This window comes from Amycolatopsis sp. cmx-8-4 (genome assembly GCF_046548675.1).
In the GTDB taxonomy this organism is placed as follows: domain Bacteria; phylum Actinomycetota; class Actinomycetes; order Mycobacteriales; family Pseudonocardiaceae; genus Amycolatopsis.
Genome location: NZ_JAEBDZ010000022.1, coordinates 42857 through 59529, shown reverse-complemented (window position 1 = coordinate 59529; position 16673 = coordinate 42857). Strand labels below are relative to the sequence as shown.

Genomic DNA, 16673 nt, shown 5'->3' with positions numbered 1-16673 from the left:
AATCAGTGGCCGAGAAGGGTACGCAGTGCGGGCTGGAGACGGTCGCCGTGCGCGCGGACCAGGTCGTCGCACAGCTCCCAGATCCGCTCGACCGGCAGCGATGCCGCCGTGGCGGGGTCGGTCATCGCGGCGTGCCGGATGTGGCGCGGGTCGTCCTCGACGGCCGCGCGCACGACCAGGTCGTTCATGCTCAGGTACGTCCGGTTGAGCGCGGCCAGCTGCGGCGGCAGCGCACCGATCCGCGTCGGCCGGACGCCGGTGCCGTCGACCAGGCACGGCACCTCGACCACACCGCCGGCCGGCAGGTTCTCGATCAGGCCGCGGTTGACGACGTTGCCGTAGACCGTGCGCGGGGTGCCGGTGACGATGCTGTGGATGACCTGCGGCGCGTACTCGTTCGTGCCTTCGACGGGCAGCGGCTCGCCGGCGGCGACGGCGTGGCGCGTCCGCTCGTACTCGGCCTCGTTCTCCGCCACGATCTCCAGGTACGCCCCGACCGGCAGCCGCAGCCGCTCGATCTCGCTGTCGTGGTGCAGGTACCAGGGCACGTACTCGGCGGAGTGCTCGCTGGTTTCGGTCGGGTAGTAGCCGAGCCGCCGGAACATGTCGAACCGGACGCGCCGCCGGAGCTGCTCGTCGCCCTCGGCCAGCGCCGCCAGCCGCGGGTACAGGTCGGCGCCACCGTGCTCGAACCGCAGCACCCAGGCCTGGTGGTTGACGCCGGCCGCGACGTAGGTGACCTCGTCGAACGGCACCCCGACCAGCTCGGCGAGCCCGTGCACCGTCCAGTACACCGAGTGGCACAGCCCGACGACCCGGGTCAGCCCGGTGACCTCGCTCAGGTACTGGACGTTCATCGCCATCGGGTTGGTGTAGTTGAGCAGCCAGGCGTCCGGGCAGACGTCGGCGATGTCCGCACCGAGTCCCTTCAGGAACGGGAACGTCCGCAGGGCGCGGAAGATCCCGCCGATGCCGAGGGTGTCGCCGATGGTCTGGCGCAGGCCGTAACGGGCCGGGACGGCGAAGTCGATGCGCGTCGACTCCCCCATCCCGATCTGGACCATGTTCACGACGAAGTCCGCGCCCGCCAGGGCTTCCCGGCGGTCGGCGTGCGCGGTGAGCAGGGGTTTGACGCCGCGGGCGGCGGCGATCTGCCGGGCCGCGGCCAGCGCCGTCGCCAGCCGCTCCGGGTCGATGTCGTGCAGGGCGACGTGCACGCCGTCCAGCTCGGAGTAGGTGAACAGGTCGGCGAGCAGGCCTTGGGTGAACACGACGCTGCCCGCGCCGACGAAGGTGATCTTGGGGGTCATGCGTGATCCGATTCGGTGCGTTCGAGGTGGACGAGGACGTCGTCCCACGTGGCCTGGCCGGCGGTGCCGCCGCGGGCGCGGACCGAGAAGCCGCCGCAGACGACGCCGCAGCGCAGCGCCGTCCCGAGCGGCAGCCCGGCCAGGACGCCGGCGAGGAACCCGGCGTTGAAGCTGTCCCCGGCGCCGACGGTGTCGACGGCCGTCGCCGGGATTCCCGCGGTGAACGCGAATTCGCCGGCACGGCAAGAGAAAGCGCCGTCGGCGCCGTCCTTGACGACGACGGTCGGGCCGCGTGCGGCCAGCAGCCCAGCGGCCTCCCGCGCGTCGGCCGCGCCCGTCAGCCGGCGTGCCTCCGCCGTGTTGGGCAGCAGGAAGTCCGCCTCCCGCAGCAGCTCCCCGACGTCCCAGGTCCCGGCCGGGTCGTCGTTGGTGTCGACGGACGTCGTCGCGCCGTGCCCGCGGGCGGCGCGCAGCAGACCCGGCAACGCGGGCGCGAGCTTCGGGAGCAGGAAGTACGACGACGAGTGGACGTGCCGGCTCGCGGCGAGCAGGTCCGGCGGGACGTCGTCGGCGCTGGTCGTGGCCAGGGTGCCCGGTGCGGTGACGATCGCGCGGTCGCCGTCGCGGGTCAGGACGGTGGTCAACGGCGTCGGCAACGCCGGGTCGATCCGCAACGCGCTGGTGTCGACGCCGCGTTCGCCGAGCGCGTCGCGGACGAACCGGCCGCCGGCGTCGTCGCCGACGCGCCCGGCGAAGGCGACCTTCAGGCCCAGCCGGGCGGCGCCGGCGGCGGTGATGGCGCCGGAGCCGCCGAGGGTGAGCACGCCGGAGTCGGCGAGCTGCTCCCGCTGGCCGAACGCCAGGTCCGTCCGAAGTGGACCGATGATGACGTCGGGGTTGGCGTCGCCGACCACGAGCAGGTCGAAACGGTGCATGACGGCCCTAGCCCTTGAGGCCGCTGGAGGTGATGGACTGGATGAACGTCTTCTGCGCGCCGAGGAAGGCGAGCAGCACCGGCAGCACGGTGATCACGTTGCCCGCCATCACCGCGGCCCAGTTGGTGTGGTGCTGGCCCTGGAACGTCGTCAGGCCCAGCTGCAGCGTGTAGACGGTGTCGTGGTTGAGCGCGATCAGTGGCCAGGTCAGGTCGTTCCACGTGCTCAGGAACGTCAGCACGGCCACCGTGCTCAACGCGGGCCGCGACAACGGCAGCACGATCGTGAACAGCACGCGCAGCCGCGAGCAGCCGTCGATCCAAGCGGCCTCTTCGAGCTCCCGGGGCAGGGACAGGAAGAACTGGCGCAGCAGGAACACCGCGAACGGCGTCACCAGCGACGGCACGATGAGCGCGCCGAGGCTGTCGATCAGGCCGAGCTTCTTCATGACCAGGAACGTCGGGATCATGGTCAGCTGGAACGGGATCGCCATCGTCGCGATCATCAGCGCGAGCAGCGCCCGCGACCCGGCGAACCGCATCCGTGCGAACGCGTACCCGCCGAGCGCGCCGAACAGCAGGTTCGACACCACGGTCACCGCCGACACGATCAGCGAGTTCGTGAACCAGCGCACGAACAGGGCGTTGTCGAGGACGTACCGGTAACCCGAGAAGTCCACGTGGGACGGCCAGAGCGCGGGCGGGAACCGGTTGATCTCGGCGTTGCTCATCACCGAGCTGAGCAGCAGCCACACCAGCGGCGCGGCGAACACCACGGCCAGCGGCACGAGCAGCAGGTGCCAGGGGCTGAACGGCAGTCGCGGGCGGCGCAGCACGGGCAGGACGCGTGGCGCGGGCACGCTGTCGATCCGGGCGGTCATCGGAGTGCCTTCCGGGGCCGGCGGAGCAGGCGGACGGCGATCACGACGACCAGCAGGGCGACAGCGAGCACGTAGGCCGACGCCGCGCCGTAGCCGGCGGTGAAGTTCTTGAACGCCTGCTCCCAGACGAAGTAGACGATCACCGTGGTGGAGCCGAGCGGGCCGCCCTTGGTCGTCACGTACACCAGGTCGAACACCTGCAGCGACGTGATCAGCTGCCACACCACCAGGAACGCCGTCACCGGCATGATCGCCGGCAGCGTGACGTGCCGCAGCACGCGCCAGGTGCCCGCGCCGTCCAGCCGCGCGGCCTCGACCAGCGACGGCGGGACGTCCTGCAGCGCGGCCAGGTACACGATGACGCAGAACCCGGTGCCACTCCACAACGTGATGGCCACGAGCACCAGCAGCGCCTGCGCGGGATCGGTCAGGAACCCTTGCGGGGACACGCCGAGGTGGTGCAGCAGCGAGTTGGCCGCGCCGAACTGCGGGTCGAGGATGAAGGAGAACAGCACGCCCTGCGCGGTCGCCGAGAGCACGAACGGCACGAAGACCAGCGTCCGGTAGACGCCGATCAGCCGGATGCGCCGGTTCAGCGCCTGCGCCAGCAGGAAGCCGAAGAAGATGCTCAGCGGGACGTAGAGCACCGTGTACAGCACGGTGTTCCCGACCGCCTGAGCGAAGTTCGGGTCCTGGGCGAGCGCCGCGTAGTTGTCCCAGCCGACCCACCGGCTGGGCGTCACGAGGTCGTCGACCTGGAACGACAGCAGCAGCGACCACGCCACGGGCACCACGCCGAGGCCGAGGATGATGAGCACGGCGGGTGAGACGTAGGCCCACGCGGCGGTGGTCTCGCGCCGACGTCGGCGCCGGGTGTGCTGGTGGGCGGGGGTGACGGTGATGGGCCTCGGCAGTCCGGGCATGACGGCTCCCTAGCGGGGGATGATGAGAGCGGCGTCGGCGGCCGCGGCGCAGTCGCGCAACGCGTCGGCCGGGGTGGCCTGGCCGAGCAGCACGGCGACGATCGCGGTGCCGACGGCCGCCGACACCTGCGGGTAGGCCGGGTGCACCGGCCGGACCCGCGCGTGTTCCAGAGCGTCGACGAACACCGGCAGCCCCGGCGTTGCGGCGGTTTTCTCCTGCCACGCGGGCAGTTCCTGCGTCCGGCGGCTCAGCGGCAGGCTGCCGGCGCCGTCGTCCCAGCGGACGTCCTGGGCCGGGTCGACCAGCCAGGCCAGGAACGTGCGCGCCGCCGCGACGCGCTCCTCGCCGTTGTCGAAGAGCGTCCAGGTGTCCGGCCCCGAAATGGTGCCGGGACGGCCGCTGAAGCTTGGCAACGGCACGACCGCGTAGTCGACCCCGGCGTCGGCGATGTCGGGCAGCTGCCACGGCCCGGTGGGGACCATGCCGATGTGCCCGGCTTCGAACGCCTGGTACATCTGCTCGCTGCCGGTTTTCGGATCGAGGTAGACGGCCTTCGCCGCGGCGAGATCGCGGACGACTTCGAGGGCCCGCACCCCCTGGTCCGCGAACCCGATACCGCGGCCGCCGGCGCCGATCACGTCGCCGCCGAGGTCCCACACCATCGGCCACAGCCGCCACACGGTGTCCTCGTCGCCGGTGGCGGGCCAGGCCGTGCCGAAGGTGCCGTCGCCCGCGTCGGTGAGCTTCTTCGCCGTCTCGACGAAGTCGCCCCACGTCCAGCCCGCGGCCGGCAGCGGGATCCCGGCCCCGTCGAACAGCGTCTTGTTGCATACCACGGCCAGCGAGTCCAGCAGCGCCGGGACCGCGCGCACCCGGCCGTTGACCGTCACCGCTTCCCGCGCCGGGGCCCAGAAACCGGGCCCCGCGTCGACGAGATCGGTGACGTCGACGACGCTCGGGCTGCGCGCGACGCTGGCCAGATCCGAGCCGAAGACGTAGGCGACGTCGGGGAAGGACCCCGACGCGAGGGCCGCGGTGATCTTCTGCAGCATCGCGTCGGCGAGGACGCCGCCGCCGAGATCGATGCGGATCCCCGGGTGGGTCCGGTGGAAGTCCGCGACGAGCTCGTCGAGGACCTTCTTGCCGGTGTCGGTCTGGCCGTGCCAGACCTCGACCGTCACCGGCCCGCCGTCGCTCCCGGTGGCCGCGCCGCACCCGGCCAGCGCGGTGCCGAGGGTGAGGCCGCCGACACCGCGCAGGAAACCCCGCCGGTCCATCAGCAGGTCTTGCGGACGTAGCCGGACTCGCCCTTGGGCACGACGTCGAGGTCACGGCGGACGATGCTGAGCGAGCTCCACCGGCTGCAGGCGGTCTTGAGGCCGCTGTCGGTGTATTCGATGACGATCACGTGGTCGCCGAACGCGGGCGTGAACTCGCCGCAGTTCTTCTGCTGGCCGCACTCTTCGGCGATGGCGAAGTCGAGCCCGTTGGCCTGGCGCTGGCCGGCCAGCTCGGAGGTGTTCTTCTGGGCGATCGCGAGGCCCTTTTGGTGGGCGTGGGCGGAAAGCAGGCGGATGTAGGCCTGCGCGTCGCTGTCGGAGAGCAGTCCGCGGGAGCGCGTGAAGCTGTCGTAATTGTCCGGCTCGATCGCCTGGTAACCGCGCGCGGCGCAGTCGTCGACCCAGGCGTTGACCTTGGCCGCGACGCGGGTGCGCTTGTCCGCGGTGTGCAGGTCGAGCAGGGCCTCGTCCCAGTCCTCGTCGACGACGACGTTGCCGTTCGCGTCGCGCAGCAGCAGGTCGCCCCACTCCCCCTCGGCGCCGGGCTGGGACTGGAAAGCGTTGACGTAGCAGATGTTGTAGAGCCCGGCGGCCGGGGCGGCCGTGTGGTCGCGGCTGACGACCTTGACGCCGGCGGGCGGGGTGTAGGCGCCGCCGATCTGGTAGTCGAAGCCCGCCTTGACCGGTGGCGGGGTGACCGCGGCCGGGGCGGCCGAGGCCGTGCACGCGGTACCGCCGAGGACGGCGGCCGCGAGCGCGGCACTGGCGAGGAACTGAACGCGGGAGAAGGGCATCATCGAACTCCGGATGATGGTGGGCACGACCCCGCCTCGGACCACGAGCGCGTCCTGGCGACTCAGTCCGGGCTCGCGGCGGAGGCCGACATACCGGCTGGGCGTACCTCTGACGTCGGGCGTCCGTTCCGACGTGCCCAGAAGTAAAGCGAGCAGAACCGGGCATGTCAAGTGCTCGATACTGGGGTTTCTCCGTCGTTAATGGACAGTTTCGAGCAGTCATGGTTCAGCGCGCGCCGACTCCGCGCAGCAGGGTGGCGACGAGCAGGTCCGCCGCCTCCGGGGCACCCGACGGCTGCCGCGACGCCAGGTGCAGCAGCTGGATCACGACGTCGGACACCCAGCCCGCCGGGACGTCCGCCCGGAAGACGCCCTCCGCGGTGGCACGCGCGATGAACGCGTCCACCTCGGCGATCACCCGGCCGCGACGGTCCTGAATGGACGGTTCGGCCCGCATCCGGGTCAGCTCGACCGGCCACTTGCGGTTGACCTCGATGACGCCTTCGGCGTAGCGGTGCAGGGCCACCGGAACCGGCGCCTCGCGCAGCCGCGCGTGGCCGACGGCCTCCTCGACCGCCGTCAGCCGGGCGTCGTAGATCGCGGCCAGCAGCTCGTCACGGGACGCGAAGTGGCGGTAGACCGTGCGGCGGTCCACGCCGGCTTCGGCGGCGATCGCGGCGACGCCGGTCGCCGGATCCTCGGCGAGCATGCGCGCGCCCGTCGTCAGGACGGTCTCGAGATTGCGGACCGCGTCGGCTCTCATGACTTCAAGTTACCACGCACCTGAGACTGTAATACAGCTTACTGCCACGCCTGGAATGCCTTAAGACCAGTAAGCGCTACAGTGGTGTGACAAATAGGAGGCGACCGTGATCACCTATGACAAGCTCTTCATCGGCGGCGAGTGGACCGAGCCGAGCGGCCCGGACCTGCTGGACCTGGTGTCCCCGCACGACCAGTCGCCGCTCGGCCGCGCCGCGCAGGCCCTCCCGGCCGACGTTGACCGCGCTGTCGCCGCGGCCCGCGCCGCGTTCGACGACGGCACCTGGCCGAACACCCCGCCCGCCGACCGGATCGCCGTGCTCCGCCGGCTCAACGCGCTGCGCGAGGCGCGCGCGGACGACGTCGCCGCGATCATCTCCGCCGAGAACGGCTCGGCGCTGTGGTTCACCCGAGCGGGCCAGACCGGGCTGACCCGGCAGGCCGACGCTTATCTCGAGGCGGCCGAGGGGTTCGGCTGGGAGGAGATCCTGACGCCGTCGGACCCGGGCGTGCCGGTCCGCTCGGTCGTGCGCCGGGAAGCGATCGGTGTGGTCGCCGCGATCATCCCGTGGAACTCGCCGTTCTCCGCCGCGCTGGCCAAGGTCATCCCGGCGCTGCTGGCCGGGAACACCGTGGTGCTCAAGGTTTCCCCGGAGAACTCGCTCAGCATGAACCTGCTCGCCGGGCTGCTGGCCGAGGCCGGGCTGCCGCGCGGCGTCGTCAGCGTGCTGCCGGCGGACCGCGAGACCAGCGAGTACCTGGTGAAGCACCCGGACGTCGACAAGGTCGCGTTCACCGGCTCGACCCGCGCGGGCCGCCGGATCGCTTCACTGGCCGGCGAACAGCTCAAGCGCGTCAGCCTCGAACTCGGCGGCAAGTCCGCGGCCGTCATCCTGCCCGACGCCGACCTCGCCGCGGCGATCCAGGGCCTGAAGTTCGGTTCCCTGCTCAACAACGGCGAGGCCTGCATCGCCCAGACCCGCATCCTCGCGCCGCGCGGCCGGTACGACGAGGTCGTCGCCGGGCTCAAGGAGATGGTCGAGTCGCTGCCGGTCGGCGACCCCGCCGACGAGAAGACGTTCATCGGCCCGATGGTCCGGCCCGACCAGCAGCAGCGCGTGCGCGACTACATCTCGCTCGGTATCGGGGAAGGCGCCCGGCTCGTCACCGGCGGCGCGGACGTCCCGGCCGGGCTGGAACTCGGCAACTACGTCACGCCGACGCTGTTCGCCGACGTCGAGAACACGATGCGCATCGCCCAGGAGGAGATCTTCGGACCGGTATTGGTCGTCATCGCCTACGACGACTCGGACGGCACCGCGGACGACGCCGTGCGCATCGCCAACGAGTCCGAATACGGGCTCTCCGGCGGGGTCTGGTCCGCGGACCAGGAGCACGCGCTCGCCGTCGCCCGCCGCCTGCGGACCGGCACCGTCACGGTCAACGGCGCGCCCATCGGCTTCGACGGCCCCTTCGGCGGCTTCAAGGCCAGCGGCTTCGGCCGCGAATACGGCGTTGTCGGGCTCACGCAGTACATCGAGTACAAGACCGTCACGGTGCCGGCGTGAGCGTGGTGCTCAGCCGCGCGCGGGCACGGCGCTGGTGTGGGTGAACTCGACGGTCGAGAGCATCGAGGTGTCCGAGGCGGGCGTGCGCTGCCGGCCGAACGTGAGCACCTTCGCCGGCTCCACCGCGAAGATCAGGGCGTCGTTGCCGCCCTGGCGCAGGCCGTCGTCGCCCACCTCGTACTTCCAGCTGCCGTCCCACTTCCCGAGGTACGCGGCGGCGAGCCGTTCGAGGGTCGGCCGGTCGGTGACGCGCCGCGCCTCGCCCTCGACCGCGACGTCGAGGCCGTCGTCCCAGGTGTTGCGGCCGGTCGTCAGCACGACGTGCGGGTTCGCGGTCAGGTTGAGGCACTTCTGTTCCGTGGCCCCGGTCCCGAAGCAGAGCTTGCCGTCCAGCCACACCGCGACCAGCGGCGTGACGTGCGGGCGGCCGTCCGCACGCACGGTGGTAAGCCAGCTGATCTGCGCGGTTTCGAGCACCGCCCGCGTCGTGGCCCAGTCGGTGGGCCGCGTGCCGGGGTCGCTGAACCGGTCGTCGAGGTGGATCTTCGGGTCGTTCATCGGTGAACTCCGATCATCAGTGGGTGAGTGAAGCGGTGTAGGCGGCCTCCATCCGGGCCGCGACGGTCGGACCGTCCGGCACTGGGCCACGACGGGCGCCCGGCCCGAGATGGGTTTCCCGCAGTTCGTCCATGAAGGCGTCCCACAGCGGCGGGCCACCGGTGGTGAGCACCTCGGCGCGGGCGGCGTAGGCGTCGCCCACCGGGAGGTGCCGGACACCCCAGGTGCTGAGCTGGACCAGCACGGGCACCAGCTCGATCGCCTGCTCGGTGAGGCTGTAGGTGACCTTCTGCTTGTGCGTGGGGTCGCCGGCCCGGGTGAGCATCCCGTGCTCGACGAGCACGACGAGCCGATCGGCGAGCACGTTCGACGAGATCCGCTCGGGCCCGCCGAGCAGGTCGCGGAAGTGCCGCGCGCCGGCGAAAACGACGTCACGCAGCATGAGCAGGGTCCAGCGGACCAGTATGACGCACGGCACCGGCGGTGGCAAACGACGGCGGTCTTTCGGGTACGCGAGCCGCGGACCCGAGATCAGCGGTAGGGGCGGAAGAACTCCCGCAGCTCCCGGGCGTAGACCTCCGGCTCCTCGAACGCGGCGAAGTGCCCGCCGTGCTCGGGTTCGGTGACGCGCACGGTGTTCGCCATCCGCTCCAGCCACGCCCGCGGCGGCCGCACGATGTCGCCCCGGAACAACGCGAACCCGGACGGCACCTCCACCCGGCGGGCGAGCTGCTCGGCCGGGATCGCCGAGTTCGCGTGGTACATCCGCATCGACGAGCCGATCGTGCCGGTCAGCCAGTAGATCATGACGTTCGTCAGGATCTCGTCCTTCGTGTAGCTCCGCTCGATGTCACCGCCGGTGTCGCTCCAGCTCTGCAGCTTTTCGACGATCCACGCGGCCAGTCCGGCCGGCGAGTCGGTGAGGGCCGCCGCCGCCGTTTGCGGCTTGGTGCGGTGCATCGCGGCGTACGCCCCCTCCGTCGCACCCCATGCCGCGACGGTCTCGAACCACGCGAGCTCCTCCGGCGCCGGCTCCGCCCGGTCGCCCGGGAAGATCGGGAGGCCCGCGTCCGTGCGGTGGACCGCCACCACCCGGTCCGGGTGGTCGAGCGCGAGGTACCGGCTCACGTGGCTGCCCACGTCCCCGCCCGCCGCGCCGAACCGCGCGTAACCCAAGCCCGCCATCAGTTCCGCCCACAACCCGGCGACGGCGACGGAGTCCAGCGGCGGCCCGGCCGGCCGGTCGGAGTAGCCGAAGCCCGGCATGTCGGGGACGACCACGTCGAACGCGTCGGCGGGGTCGCCACCGTGCGCGCCCGGGTCGGTCAGCAGCGGGATCACCTTGCTGTAGCGCCAGAACGAGTCCGGCCAGCCGTGACTGAGCACGAGCGGGAACGCGGGCCCGGCCGCCTTCGCGTGGACGAAGTGGATGCCGAGGCCGCCGACCGGGGCCCGGAAGCGGGGCAGCTCCCCCAGCTCGGCCTCCCGCGCGGGCCAGTCGAACCCGTCCGCCCAGTAGGCGACCAGCTCGCGGAGGTAGCCGACGTCGGTCCCGAGCGACCACCCGGCGTCTTCCGGCGAGTCCGGGAAGCGGGTCGCGCGCAGCCGCGCGCGCAGGTCATCGAGCACCGCGGGCTCGGTCTTCGGGGCGAACGGCTCAGGCGTGATCTCCGGCATGCCCGCACCCTACGACCCGATCCGGCGGCCGGAATCCCGCTCCAAGATATTCCTTGACAAGAATATTCTTGGCAGTGAATACTTCAGGGCATGGACGAGATCGCGGCAGCACTGGGAGACGGAGCGCGGTGGCGCATCGTGGAGCTCCTCGCGGAGCGGCCGCGGTCCGTCGGCGAGCTGGCCGAGAGCACCGGTCTGCGGCAGCCGCAGACCACCAAGCACCTGCAGACCCTCGCCCGCGCCGGCCTCGTCACCATGGCCCCGCTCGGGCAGCGCCGGGTCTACGCGCTCGAAGCCGGCCCGCTCGCCGCTTTCGAAGCGCGGCTGCGGGAACTGGTCGGCGCCATCGAGGCGCACACCGGCACCCGGGACGTCCTGACGCGCTACCAAGCCGCGATCGAGGCGGAGACCGCCGCCGCGGACCGGCGGCGGTGGGCGGACGGGCGCACCTTCTCCTTCGACCGCGTCCTGCCGGTGCCCCCGGACGTCGCCTGGCGGCACTGGGTCGACCCGGACCTGCTCGCGTCGTGGTGGGCGCCGCCGTCGCTGACGATCACCGAGTGCGTCCTCGAGCCGGAACCCGGCGGACGTGTCGTGCTCGACTACCGCGACGCCGAGGGGCACTACCGCTCCGAAGGACGGGTCCACGCCGCCGACGGACCCGGGCACCTCGCGTTCGAGCTCTCGGTGCTCGACGCGGCCGGGAAGGTCTCCTTCACAGGCCACTACGACCTGACACTGACCGCGGCCCCGGGCGGTACCCGCCTGCGGCTCGGCCTGCGCATCACCGAAACGACCGTCGAGGCCGCCGCGTTCGTCGCCGGGATCGAAACCGGCTGGGGCCAGGTGCTCGACCACCTCACCGCAACACTCACCCGAGAAGAGGGACCACGCTCATGACCAGCACGACCGGCCGCAAGGTCACCGCGAACATCGCCCTCACCCTCGACGGGCACTACAACGGCCCCGCCGGCCCCGCCGACTTCGGCGCCATCGCCCCGTACGTGACCACCGACGTCGCCCGGGACCACCTGACCCGCATCTGGGAGAACGCGACGACGGCGGTGCTCGGCCGCAACAACGCCGAAGGCTTCCTCGGCTTCTGGCCGTCGGTCGCCGGGGACGAGAACGCCGACCCGCGTGACCGCGGCTACGCGAAGTGGCTCGTCGACACGGAGAAGGTCGTCCTGTCGACCACCCTGACCGAGGCGCCGTGGGAGCGCGCCCGCATCGTGAACGCCCCCGCGGCCGACGTCGTCACCGACCTCAAGGCCACCGGCGCGGGCGAGATCCTCGTCAACAGCAGCGCGAGCGTCATCAAGCCGCTCCTCGCGGCGGACTTGGTCGACCGGCTCTACCTGCTCATCTGCCCCGAGATCACCGGTGGCGGCGGCCGCCTGTTCGAGGACGGCCTGCCCGCGTCCAAGTGGACGCTCGCCCGCCAGGACACCGGGGCGCTGGGCGAAACCGCCGTGATCTACGACCGCGTGCGCTGAACCGGGAGCACCACCCGAAGCGCTTTGTCGACGTGGTGGCCTCGGCCGGGTCTTCGCGCCGCGATCACCCGACCGAGGCGGGGAGCAGGGTGAAAGATCATCATCCGGATTGCCGGGTTCCGGGGCCGGTGGCAGCGTCGGACGCGCCCGAACGCACACCACCACCACGAAACCCGGGAGCCCGGTATGACGACGACCGAAATGCCTGCCGTCCACGAGTGCACCGTCAGCGGCTGTTCCTACAACGACGACGGCTGCCACGCCTTCGCCATCACCGTCGGCGGCGACAACGGCTCGGCCGACTGTGGCACGTTCGTGCCGCTGAACACCAAGGGCGGCCTCGACCGCGTCACCGCGCAGGTCGGCGCCTGCTCCCGCGCGGACTGCCGGCACAACGCGGCACTGGAGTGCACCGCGTCGAGCGTCCGGATCGGCGCCGGCGGCGGCACGGCGAACTGCCTGACCTACCAGAAGTAGCCGGTCCCGGGTGGACGCCGCGCGTCCACCCGGGACACCTCACCCGACCGGCTTCCCGGCCGGGGTCGAGGTCACTCGCGAACGCGGTGCGCCGGTGGCGCACCGTTCGGGGTCCCCCATGCCGCGTGCCGCTGCCACGCGCCCTCGGTGTCCATAGTGGACAGTGCGGCGTCGGTGCGGCCCGCGCCGCCGGAGCCGATCACCCGCGTCATCGGGCCAGCCACTCCGCCAGCCGGGTCTCCGCGACCTGCGCGCCCGGCCCCGGCAGGAGGCTGTCCTTCTCCAGCAGCGTCCCGAAATAGCGTGCCTGCGGGTCGGAGACGACCTCGCGCGCGTCGGACCGCGCGGCCAGCACCGTGCGGACCCACTCGTCGAGGCCGAACACCTCCGGGCCGCCGATCTCGATCGTGCCGCCGACCGGCGCGCCGGCCGCGGCCCGGCCGACCGCCGCGGCCACCTCGGCGGCCGCGATCGGCTGGACCCCGCCGCTGGGCAGGCGCACGACGCCGTCCGTCGTCGCGGTGTCCGCGATGCCGCCGGCGAACTCGAAGAACTGGGTCGCGCGCACGATCGTGTAAGGCAGGCCGGCGTCCTCGATCAGCGCTTCCTGCGCGACTTTCGCCCGCAGGTAGCCGGACTCGGGCAGCCGCTCCGAGCCGACCACGGAGAGCGCGACGTAGTGCCCGACCCCGGCTTCTTCGGCGGCGTCGACGAGGTTTCCGGTCGCGGTGCGGAAGAACGCCATGACGTCGTCGTCCGCGAACGACGGCGAGTTCGACACGTCGACCAGGACGTCCGCGCCCTGCAGCACTTCCTTCAGCCCTTCGCCGGTGATCGTGTCCACGCCGGTGCTGGGCGCGGCGGGCACCGCCTGGTGGCCGTGCTCCCCCAGCCGGGCCACGACGGTCGAGCCGATGAGTCCGGTACCGCCGATGACGACGATCTTCATGGTGTTCCTTTCGTCGGTGGTGTTCGTCAGGGAAGACAAGACAGCCCGCCGGAACGTGACAGCGACCTGCCTCACACCGCGGCCACCGCTAGGCTCAGGGCCAGGCCCGAAACGGTGTGGCGAAGGGGTTTAATGGACGTGACCGCCGACCTGGACGACGCGGCCGCCGTCTTCGCCGAGGTCCGGCCGCGGTTGTTCGGCATCGCCTACCGGATGCTGGGCGGCGTGGCCGACGCCGAAGACCTGCTGCAGGACGTCTGGCTGCGGTGGCAGACCTGCGACCGGTCGGCCGTCACCAGTCCGGCCGCCTATCTCGCCACGACGACCACGCGGCTGGCCATCAACGCGGGCAAGACCGCCCGCGCGCGGCACGAGACCTACGTCGGGCCGTGGCTGCCGGAGCCGGTGGACACCTCGGCCGACCCGCAGCTCGGTGCCGAACGCGCCGCGGCGCTGGAACTCGCGGTCCTGGTGCTGCTGGAAAGCCTGACGCCGACCGAGCGCGCGGCGTACGTGCTGCGTGAAGCGTTCGACTACCCGTACCGGCAGATCGCCGAGATCGTCCAGACGACGGAACCCACGGCCCGCCAGCTGGTCAGCCGCGCCCGCAAGCACCTCGCGGCCGGCCGCCGCGCCCCGGCGAGCGCCCCCGAGCAGCGGCGCCTGCTGACGGCGTTCGTCGCCGCGGCCCAGGCGGGCGACCTGGCGGCGTTGGAGGACCTGTTCGCGGCGGACGTGGTGAGCTACTCCGACGGCGGCGGCGTCGCCCGCGCGTCGCGCATCCCGGTCCACGGCGCGACGACGGTGGCGAAGTACGTCCGCGCGTTCGCGGACCGCTTCTGGGCGGGCGTCGAGGTGGCGCCGGTGGTCGTCAACGGCTTGGACGCGGTGGTCCTGCGGCGTGACGGCGTCGCGTTCGCGGTCCTGACCGTCGCGGCCTCGGCCGAGGGCATCGACCAGGTCTTCTGGATGATGAACCCCGCCAAGCTCGCGGCGGTGTAGCCGGTCCGTCCACTGAGGACGGACCGGCTCACGCGATCAGGCCGTGAGGGTGATCGCGGCGTCCGGTTCCGAGACCCGGAAGCTGAAGCTCTCCTCCAGGTACAGCGTCACGTTCTCGGCGTCGTGGTGGCTGTAGCCGACCGCGAGGTCCTGGCCCAGCTCCAGGAAGAAGTCGCCGCCGGCGAGACTCAGGACCATCGCGCCGTCCAGGCCGGGGGCGCGGACGATCTTGCCACCGCCGAGGACGCGGCGGACGTGGTCGAAGACCAGCTGGCCGCCGTGCTCGGTGCTCTCCACGATCCGGGTGTAGCCTTCCGGGCCGATCGCGAGGCCGTACGGGCCGTCGATGCCCGCGCGGCGCAGCGTGTCCACCGCCCGGGCGATCACGCCGGGGTACGCCTCGGCGTTCTCCCCCAGCGCCGGCCGGTCGTACGGGCACGTCTCGGCGATGCCGGTCATCCCCGCCGCCGCCCAGCCGTGGAACACCGCGCGGTTCTCGACCATCGCGATCTGCTTCGCGGCGCGGTCGAGGTCGTCGAACTCCAGGTCGTCGGCGCCGCGCTCGGCGTCGTCCAGCTCCCTGCGGGACACGGTGAACGGGACGCGGACCTCGGCCAGCGGCAACACGCGGCGCTGCCGCACGAGGACGCCTTCCTCACCGTCGGGCAGGGAGGACTCCTTGAGCGAAGTGGTCCGGCCCAGGTCGGTGGCGGAGTACTGCCAGCCGTGCGGACCGGCGACGTCGACCAGGCGCCGGGCGGCGAGGTGCGTGTGCAGCCGTTCCTTCGCCTCGGCGTCGACCTCCTTCCACCCCGCGTCCGAGATCGGGGCCAGACCGCGCATCAGGTGGTTCATGTTCAATCCCGTTCCTTGAGGCTGCCGATACCGAGTGAGCCGTCGCCGGGGCCGGTACCGAGCTCCGCTTCGACGTACTCTTCCGGGTCGATGTCGCTGACGTCGAGATCGCGCGCACCTTCGTGCTGCCGCTTGAACTCGACGAACTTGCGGCCGAGCTCTTCGCGCAGACCGGGGTCGGCGTGCCGCCGGAAGTCGGCCAAGCCCTCGTCCTCCTCCTCGGCCATGTGCTCGCTGTTCGCCATCCTGGCCTTCCGGACGGCGTCGAGCCAAGCAGTGCTGCCGACGGGGTGCAACGCGGCCTCGTGGACGCCGTCGCGGATGTCGTTGTGATCACCGATCGCGTCGAGCGTCTCCTCCTTCGCGTCTTCGCCGCGGCGGAGCAGGTGCGGGTAGAAGATCTCCTCCTCCGCCCGCGCGTGCACGTCGAGCAGGTCGGCCAGCGGTTGCCAGACCGCCGCCAGCTCACCGGCGTCGGAGATGTCGTCCATGCGGGCGAACTGCCGCCGGAACCAGTCGTGGTCGTCGAGGATGAGGCTGGTGATGTCGGCCATGCGGTCAGCCCCTGACCCGCGGTGTGGTGGAAGTAGCCATGCCCGTCTCTACCCCGTCCCCGGCACCGGAAAACACCGGACCGCCAGTCTCCGGCGCGGCCGGGTGCCGTGCCCGGCCGGACGCGGGGTTTTCACCCTTACGAGGGTGCCCGTGATCGGGGCCCGGGTCGGGTAGCCTACGGACGCGTTCACGAAGTGAACATCCTTTTCACGCCCTCGATCACCGCTCGCCGGAGGCTCCCCGTGACCAAACCGACCCGGTCGCCGGAGGCCACGCGCGCCGATCAGGCGGACATCCAGGCGGTGAGCCGCGTCAGCCTGACCCGCACCGCCGCGCACGACTTCGGCCCGCTCGGCATCCGCGTGAACGTGATCGCCCCGGGTCCGACGGAGTCCCCGATGCTCGACGAGCTGCGCCGCACCATCCCCGGCGGCGTGGAGGCGCGCATCGCCGCGACGCCGTTGCGCAAGGCCGGCACCGGAGCCGAGGCGGGCGCCACCGCGGCGTTCCTGCTCAGCGACCGGGCGAGCCACCTCAGCGGCGTCGACCTCCCCGTGGACGGCGGGTTCACCGCCTGAGTTGTCCCTCGCGGGAGCTACACCGGATGTCCGTCACGGAGTGATGTGACACCGGCCGCCGCGCTCGTAATCT

The 16673-nt window shown here is 71.8% G+C and carries 20 protein-coding genes; 6 read left to right on the top strand and 14 right to left on the bottom strand.

Going from position 1 to position 16673, the window contains the following annotated elements:
• Positions 1-2 precede the first annotated feature (2 nt).
• The 7 genes from ACLJQZ_RS35405 to ACLJQZ_RS35375 form a co-directional block, all read right to left on the bottom strand.
• On the bottom strand, positions 3-1310 hold the full coding sequence (locus ACLJQZ_RS35405) for an alpha-glucosidase/alpha-galactosidase (protein ID WP_410624425.1): 1308 nt from the start codon (positions 1308-1310) through the stop codon (positions 3-5).
• The gene (locus tag ACLJQZ_RS35400) at positions 1307-2245 is read right to left on the bottom strand and encodes a carbohydrate kinase family protein (RefSeq protein ID WP_410624423.1); all 939 of its coding nucleotides are present in this window, start codon (positions 2243-2245) and stop codon (positions 1307-1309) included. Before ACLJQZ_RS35400 ends, ACLJQZ_RS35405 begins: the two co-directional genes overlap by 4 nt.
• Positions 2246-2252: 7 nt before the next feature.
• Positions 2253-3125 (bottom strand): carbohydrate ABC transporter permease, encoded by an 873-nt coding sequence (locus ACLJQZ_RS35395; protein WP_247051293.1) that lies wholly within the window; start codon positions 3123-3125, stop codon positions 2253-2255.
• The gene (locus ACLJQZ_RS35390) at positions 3122-4048 is read right to left on the bottom strand and encodes a carbohydrate ABC transporter permease (protein WP_410624421.1); all 927 of its coding nucleotides are present in this window, start codon (positions 4046-4048) and stop codon (positions 3122-3124) included. The genes ACLJQZ_RS35395 and ACLJQZ_RS35390 overlap by 4 nt, the downstream gene beginning before the upstream one ends.
• A gap of 9 nt (positions 4049-4057) precedes the next feature.
• A complete protein-coding gene (locus ACLJQZ_RS35385) occupies positions 4058-5326 on the bottom strand; it encodes an ABC transporter substrate-binding protein (protein WP_410624419.1) in 1269 nt (422 codons plus the stop codon).
• Positions 5326-6150, bottom strand: coding sequence for an endo alpha-1,4 polygalactosaminidase (locus tag ACLJQZ_RS35380; RefSeq protein WP_410624417.1), 825 nt, complete (start codon positions 6148-6150; stop codon positions 5326-5328). The genes ACLJQZ_RS35385 and ACLJQZ_RS35380 overlap by 1 nt, the downstream gene beginning before the upstream one ends.
• A gap of 199 nt (positions 6151-6349) precedes the next feature.
• On the bottom strand, positions 6350-6886 hold the full coding sequence (locus ACLJQZ_RS35375) for a TetR/AcrR family transcriptional regulator (protein ID WP_410624415.1): 537 nt from the start codon (positions 6884-6886) through the stop codon (positions 6350-6352).
• A gap of 106 nt (positions 6887-6992) precedes the next feature.
• Here ACLJQZ_RS35375 and ACLJQZ_RS35370 point away from each other — a divergent pair, with 106 nt between their 5' ends.
• Positions 6993-8453: an aldehyde dehydrogenase gene (locus tag ACLJQZ_RS35370; protein ID WP_410624413.1), complete on the top strand. Its 1461-nt coding sequence runs from the start codon at positions 6993-6995 to the stop codon at positions 8451-8453.
• 9 nt (positions 8454-8462) lie between these two features.
• Here ACLJQZ_RS35370 and ACLJQZ_RS35365 read toward each other — a convergent pair whose 3' ends face one another.
• From ACLJQZ_RS35365 to ACLJQZ_RS35355, 3 genes are read right to left on the bottom strand one after another with little or no spacing between them, the layout of a single operon-like run.
• Positions 8463-9011 carry a pyridoxamine 5'-phosphate oxidase family protein gene (locus tag ACLJQZ_RS35365; RefSeq protein ID WP_410624411.1) on the bottom strand — a complete coding sequence of 183 codons (549 nt, stop codon included), beginning with the start codon at positions 9009-9011 and terminating at the stop codon, positions 8463-8465.
• Positions 9012-9027: 16 nt separating this feature from the next.
• Positions 9028-9489 carry a winged helix-turn-helix transcriptional regulator gene (locus ACLJQZ_RS35360; RefSeq protein ID WP_410624409.1) on the bottom strand — a complete coding sequence of 154 codons (462 nt, stop codon included), beginning with the start codon at positions 9487-9489 and terminating at the stop codon, positions 9028-9030.
• A 53-nt stretch (positions 9490-9542) separates the two neighbouring features.
• A complete protein-coding gene (locus tag ACLJQZ_RS35355) occupies positions 9543-10688 on the bottom strand; it encodes an epoxide hydrolase family protein (protein WP_410624407.1) in 1146 nt (381 codons plus the stop codon).
• Positions 10689-10778: 90 nt separating this feature from the next.
• Between ACLJQZ_RS35355 and ACLJQZ_RS35350 the strand changes: the two genes are divergently transcribed.
• The 3 genes from ACLJQZ_RS35350 (at position 10779) to ACLJQZ_RS35340 (ending at position 12661) form a co-directional block, all read left to right on the top strand.
• Positions 10779-11588 carry a metalloregulator ArsR/SmtB family transcription factor gene (locus ACLJQZ_RS35350; protein WP_410624405.1) on the top strand — a complete coding sequence of 270 codons (810 nt, stop codon included), beginning with the start codon at positions 10779-10781 and terminating at the stop codon, positions 11586-11588.
• Positions 11585-12184 carry a dihydrofolate reductase family protein gene (locus ACLJQZ_RS35345; protein ID WP_410624403.1) on the top strand — a complete coding sequence of 200 codons (600 nt, stop codon included), beginning with the start codon at positions 11585-11587 and terminating at the stop codon, positions 12182-12184. Before ACLJQZ_RS35350 ends, ACLJQZ_RS35345 begins: the two co-directional genes overlap by 4 nt.
• 186 nt (positions 12185-12370) lie before the next feature.
• Positions 12371-12661, top strand: coding sequence for a DUF1540 domain-containing protein (locus ACLJQZ_RS35340; protein WP_247051281.1), 291 nt, complete (start codon positions 12371-12373; stop codon positions 12659-12661).
• Positions 12662-12732: 71 nt separating this feature from the next.
• Here the strand turns inward: ACLJQZ_RS35340 and ACLJQZ_RS35335 are convergent, their stop codons facing one another.
• On the bottom strand, positions 12733-12873 hold the full coding sequence (locus ACLJQZ_RS35335) for a hypothetical protein (RefSeq protein ID WP_410624401.1): 141 nt from the start codon (positions 12871-12873) through the stop codon (positions 12733-12735).
• On the bottom strand, positions 12870-13610 hold the full coding sequence (locus ACLJQZ_RS35330; RefSeq protein ID WP_410624399.1) for an SDR family oxidoreductase: 741 nt from the start codon (positions 13608-13610) through the stop codon (positions 12870-12872). Before ACLJQZ_RS35330 ends, ACLJQZ_RS35335 begins: the two co-directional genes overlap by 4 nt.
• A 132-nt stretch (positions 13611-13742) precedes the next feature.
• Between ACLJQZ_RS35330 and ACLJQZ_RS35325 the strand changes: the two genes are divergently transcribed.
• Positions 13743-14612, top strand: coding sequence for an RNA polymerase sigma-70 factor (locus ACLJQZ_RS35325; RefSeq protein WP_410624397.1), 870 nt, complete (start codon positions 13743-13745; stop codon positions 14610-14612).
• A gap of 36 nt (positions 14613-14648) precedes the next feature.
• On the opposite strand, the gene ACLJQZ_RS35320 is transcribed toward ACLJQZ_RS35325, so the two are convergent.
• The gene (locus tag ACLJQZ_RS35320) at positions 14649-15467 is read right to left on the bottom strand and encodes a family 1 encapsulin nanocompartment shell protein (protein ID WP_410624395.1); all 819 of its coding nucleotides are present in this window, start codon (positions 15465-15467) and stop codon (positions 14649-14651) included.
• 2 nt (positions 15468-15469) lie between these two features.
• Positions 15470-16021, bottom strand: coding sequence for a hemerythrin domain-containing protein (locus ACLJQZ_RS35315; protein ID WP_247051276.1), 552 nt, complete (start codon positions 16019-16021; stop codon positions 15470-15472).
• Between the two features lie 243 nt (positions 16022-16264).
• Between ACLJQZ_RS35315 and ACLJQZ_RS35310 the strand changes: the two genes are divergently transcribed.
• A complete protein-coding gene (locus ACLJQZ_RS35310) occupies positions 16265-16600 on the top strand; it encodes an SDR family oxidoreductase (RefSeq protein ID WP_410624393.1) in 336 nt (111 codons plus the stop codon).
• Positions 16601-16673 lie beyond the last annotated feature (73 nt).

What these genes read in the sequence shown, in the direction of transcription:
- ACLJQZ_RS35385 (WP_410624419.1), bottom strand. Translation starts at nt 5,326, where the DNA reads ATGGACCGGCGGGGTTTCCTGCGCGGTGTCGGCGGCCTCACCCTCGGC.
- ACLJQZ_RS35390 (WP_410624421.1), bottom strand. Translation starts at nt 4,048, where the DNA reads ATGCCCGGACTGCCGAGGCCCATCACCGTCACCCCCGCCCACCAGCAC.
- ACLJQZ_RS35355 (WP_410624407.1), bottom strand. Translation starts at nt 10,688, where the DNA reads ATGCCGGAGATCACGCCTGAGCCGTTCGCCCCGAAGACCGAGCCCGCG.
- ACLJQZ_RS35325 (WP_410624397.1), top strand. Translation starts at nt 13,743, where the DNA reads ATGGACGTGACCGCCGACCTGGACGACGCGGCCGCCGTCTTCGCCGAG.
- ACLJQZ_RS35315 (WP_247051276.1), bottom strand. Translation starts at nt 16,021, where the DNA reads ATGGCCGACATCACCAGCCTCATCCTCGACGACCACGACTGGTTCCGG.
- ACLJQZ_RS35400 (WP_410624423.1), bottom strand. Translation starts at nt 2,245, where the DNA reads ATGCACCGTTTCGACCTGCTCGTGGTCGGCGACGCCAACCCCGACGTC.
- ACLJQZ_RS35350 (WP_410624405.1), top strand. Translation starts at nt 10,779, where the DNA reads ATGGACGAGATCGCGGCAGCACTGGGAGACGGAGCGCGGTGGCGCATC.
- ACLJQZ_RS35335 (WP_410624401.1), bottom strand. Translation starts at nt 12,873, where the DNA reads ATGACGCGGGTGATCGGCTCCGGCGGCGCGGGCCGCACCGACGCCGCA.
- ACLJQZ_RS35405 (WP_410624425.1), bottom strand. Translation starts at nt 1,310, where the DNA reads ATGACCCCCAAGATCACCTTCGTCGGCGCGGGCAGCGTCGTGTTCACC.
- ACLJQZ_RS35320 (WP_410624395.1), bottom strand. Translation starts at nt 15,467, where the DNA reads ATGAACCACCTGATGCGCGGTCTGGCCCCGATCTCGGACGCGGGGTGG.
- ACLJQZ_RS35365 (WP_410624411.1), bottom strand. Translation starts at nt 9,011, where the DNA reads ATGAACGACCCGAAGATCCACCTCGACGACCGGTTCAGCGACCCCGGC.
- ACLJQZ_RS35340 (WP_247051281.1), top strand. Translation starts at nt 12,371, where the DNA reads ATGACGACGACCGAAATGCCTGCCGTCCACGAGTGCACCGTCAGCGGC.
- ACLJQZ_RS35345 (WP_410624403.1), top strand. Translation starts at nt 11,585, where the DNA reads ATGACCAGCACGACCGGCCGCAAGGTCACCGCGAACATCGCCCTCACC.
- ACLJQZ_RS35395 (WP_247051293.1), bottom strand. Translation starts at nt 3,125, where the DNA reads ATGACCGCCCGGATCGACAGCGTGCCCGCGCCACGCGTCCTGCCCGTG.
- ACLJQZ_RS35330 (WP_410624399.1), bottom strand. Translation starts at nt 13,610, where the DNA reads ATGAAGATCGTCGTCATCGGCGGTACCGGACTCATCGGCTCGACCGTC.
- ACLJQZ_RS35375 (WP_410624415.1), bottom strand. Translation starts at nt 6,886, where the DNA reads ATGAGAGCCGACGCGGTCCGCAATCTCGAGACCGTCCTGACGACGGGC.